The organism is Nocardioides sp., assembly GCF_031397825.1.
In the GTDB taxonomy this organism is placed as follows: Bacteria; Actinomycetota; Actinomycetes; order Propionibacteriales; family Nocardioidaceae; genus Nocardioides.
In genome coordinates this window covers 1-2,781 of sequence record NZ_JANNML010000036.1, presented here as the reverse complement: position 1 = coordinate 2,781, position 2,781 = coordinate 1, and the positions used below count along the sequence as shown (strand labels likewise).

Here is a 2,781-nt window from a genome sequence, read left to right as displayed (position 1 = left end):
GACCGGTCTGCGGGAGGACTCCAAGGCCCAGGCCGAGCAGGTCCGCTCCATCGCGGTCGAGCGACTCGGCGCGGTCCTCGGGCGCGCCCCCGCGGTCGTCATGGCCCAGCTCGACGACGCACTGCGCCTCCACCTTCAGCTCTAGCCGAGGTCACTCCTACGATGAGCGCCATGCAACAGGTCGTGGGAGCAGCCATCGTGAGGCACGCGCGCGTCCTCGCCGCACGGCGTACGACGCCACCCGAGGCCGCGGGCCGGTGGGAGCTGCCGGGCGGCAAGGTGGAGGTGGGGGAGACCCCGCTCGCGGCGATCGAGCGGGAGATCGCGGAGGAGCTCGGCTGCGACATCGAGGTGACCGACTGGCTGAAGAGCCAGAGCGTCATCGAGGACTCCTACGTGCTGATCGTCGCCCTCGCGCGGCTGACGCGGGGTGAGCCGGAGCCGACCGAGCACGACGAGCTGCGCTGGCTGAGCCGCGACGAGCTGCACGACGTCGACTGGCTCGAGCCGGACCGCCCGTTCCTCGCCGAGCTGGCCCACCACCTGGGGGAGCCGGCGCCGCTGCTGCGCGCGATCCTCTTCGACGAGGACGACGCCCGCGCGGTCGCGCAGCGGCTGGCCCGCGACGGCTTCGAGACCAGCGTGATGCGCGAGCCCTTCCAGGGTGAGGACGACGACGAGGACCACCCGTGGGCCGTGCTCACCGACGCGCCCGAGCTGGTGCTCGAGGTGCTCGTGGACGACTTCGACGGCTGGCTCGACCTCGACGAGCCGGCTGCTCCTGCGACCGGCGCCCAGCCGGTCGAGCTGCCCACGCAGCCCAGGCGTCTGCATCGTGACGGCTCCTGAGTGACCGTCGGCAGCCCTCACTAGGCTGGCTGCCATGAGCACCCCCGAGCACCGGCTGCTGCTGGTCCACGCCCACCCCGACGACGAGTCCATCGGCCAGGGCGCCACGATGGCCAAGTACGTCGCCGAGGGTCGCGGCGTCACGCTCGTCACCTGCACCGCCGGCGAGATGGGCGAGATCCTCGTGCCCGAGCTCGAGCACCTCGCCGCCGACCGGGAGGACGGCCTCGGCCTGCACCGCCAGGGCGAGCTGGCCGACGCGATGCGCGAGCTCGGCGTCACCGACCACCGCTTCCTGGGCGGCTTCGGCACCTACCGTGACTCCGGCATGAAGTGGCACGAGGACGGCCACGCGGTCGCCGCCGATGACGTGCACGACAACGCCTTCTGGCACGCCGACCTCACCGCGGCCGCCACCCACCTCGTCGAGGTGGTCCGCGAGGTCCGCCCGCAGGTGCTCGTGACCTACGACGAGTTCGGCGGCTACGGACACCCCGACCACATCCAGGCCCACCGGGTGGCGATGTACGCCGCCCAGCTGGCCGCCGTGCCGTCCTACCGGCGCGACCTGGGGGAGCCGTGGGAGATCGCCAAGATCTACTGGGGCGCGATGTCCGAGAGCCGCATGCGCGCCGGGCTCCGGTCGCTGCGCGAGGCGGGGGACACCACGACCTTCGAGGGCATGGACCCCGACGGCCCGCTGCCGCCCTTCGTCACCTCGGACGAGAACCTCGCGGCCATGGTCGACGCGCAGGAGTTCCACTCCCACAAGATGGCCGCGCTGGCCGCGCACAGGACGCAGATCACCACCGACGGGCCGTTCTTCGCGCTGTCCAACAACGTGGGCGCGACGGCGTGGGGCATCGAGTACTACCGCCTCGCCAAGGGTCAGTCGGGTGAGCTCGGCGAGGACGGGCTCGAGCTCGACCTCTTCGCCGGCGTCCCCGCAGGTCACTGAGCGGTCGGTGAAGGTCCTCGCGGCGCTCGGGCTGTTCCTGGGTGGTCTCGTCGTCGGGCTCGCCAGCGTGGCGCTGCATCCGCTGTGGTGGGGGCTCCTGCTCGGCGTCCTGGCCACGTCCGCGGCGCTCTGGGCGCTGCCGCCCGGCTGGTGGCTGCGCGCTCCGTTCGGTGCCGGCTGGGCGGTCATGGCGGCCTACCTGTCGGTCCCGCGTCCCGAGGGTGACTACGTCATCGCCGCCGACGGGCAGGGTTACGTGCTGCTGGGCTTCGGGGTCGCCGTGCTGATCTTCTCGTTGACGACGCTGCCGGCGCCCGGGCGGCGTGCGGCGCAGGGGCGCCTCCCGGTTGAAGAGGGCTGACTTCGTAGGATGTGGCGATGAGCCTGTGGGACGAGACGACGCGTGAGCCCGACGCGCGCCGTGAGCGCAATGGCGGCCGCGTGGTGCTGCTCGTCCTGGTGGGGCTGGCGCTCCTGGCCGGTGGCGGCTACGCCGCGGCCTACCTCGCGGCGGGCGACAAGGTGCCGCGCGGCACGACCGTCGCCGGGGTGGACGTGGGCGGACGCACCCAGGCCGAGGCCGTCCTGGCGCTGGAGGCTGGCCTCTCCGAGCGCTCGACCGCGCCGATCGCTGTCTCCGTCGACGGGACCACCGAGGAGGTCGACCCGGAACAGGCAGGTCTCGCGGTCGACTACGCCGCCTCCGTCGAGGCCGCGGGTGGCGAGGAGTCCTGGGAGCCCGGCCGGCTGTGGGACTACTTCACCGGCGGCGACGACCTCGACGCCGTCGTCACGGTCGACGACGCCGCCATGACCGGGACCGTCGACGAGCTGATCAAGGCCGCCGGCACCCTCCCCAGGAACGGCGACATCGACTTCCGGGGCAACCGGGTCAAGGTGACCGACCCCGTCGTCGGCGAGGCCATCGACGCCGACGAGGCGAGCGCGGCCCTCGAGGCGGCGTACCTCCAGGA

5 protein-coding genes are annotated in these 2,781 nt (G+C 72.8%); all 5 read left to right on the top strand.

From position 1 onward, the window contains the following. Positions 1–7: 7 nt before the first annotated feature. Positions 8–145 (top strand): type II toxin-antitoxin system PemK/MazF family toxin, encoded by a 138-nt coding sequence (locus RMN98_RS02840; RefSeq protein ID WP_309647290.1) that lies wholly within the window; start codon positions 8–10, stop codon positions 143–145. 26 nt (positions 146–171) lie between these two features. Further along, positions 172–849: a (deoxy)nucleoside triphosphate pyrophosphohydrolase gene (locus RMN98_RS02835; protein ID WP_309647289.1), complete on the top strand. Its 678-nt coding sequence runs from the start codon at positions 172–174 to the stop codon at positions 847–849. A 34-nt stretch (positions 850–883) separates the two neighbouring features. Further along, the gene (gene mshB, locus RMN98_RS02830; RefSeq protein ID WP_309647288.1) at positions 884–1,807 is read left to right on the top strand and encodes an N-acetyl-1-D-myo-inositol-2-amino-2-deoxy-alpha-D-glucopyranoside deacetylase; all 924 of its coding nucleotides are present in this window, start codon (positions 884–886) and stop codon (positions 1,805–1,807) included. Between the two features lie 7 nt (positions 1,808–1,814). Further along, positions 1,815–2,168: a hypothetical protein gene (locus RMN98_RS02825; RefSeq protein ID WP_309647287.1), complete on the top strand. Its 354-nt coding sequence runs from the start codon at positions 1,815–1,817 to the stop codon at positions 2,166–2,168. A 17-nt stretch (positions 2,169–2,185) separates the two neighbouring features. Then, positions 2,186–2,781 (top strand): peptidoglycan binding domain-containing protein (locus RMN98_RS02820; RefSeq protein WP_309647286.1); only part of this gene is annotated, 596 nt, incomplete at its 3' end.

Excerpts from the sequence above, each read along its gene's own strand:
- mshB (WP_309647288.1), top strand. The coding sequence starts at position 884 with ATGAGCACCCCCGAGCACCGGCTGCTGCTGGTCCACGCCCACCCCGAC.
- RMN98_RS02835 (WP_309647289.1), top strand. The coding sequence starts at position 172 with ATGCAACAGGTCGTGGGAGCAGCCATCGTGAGGCACGCGCGCGTCCTC.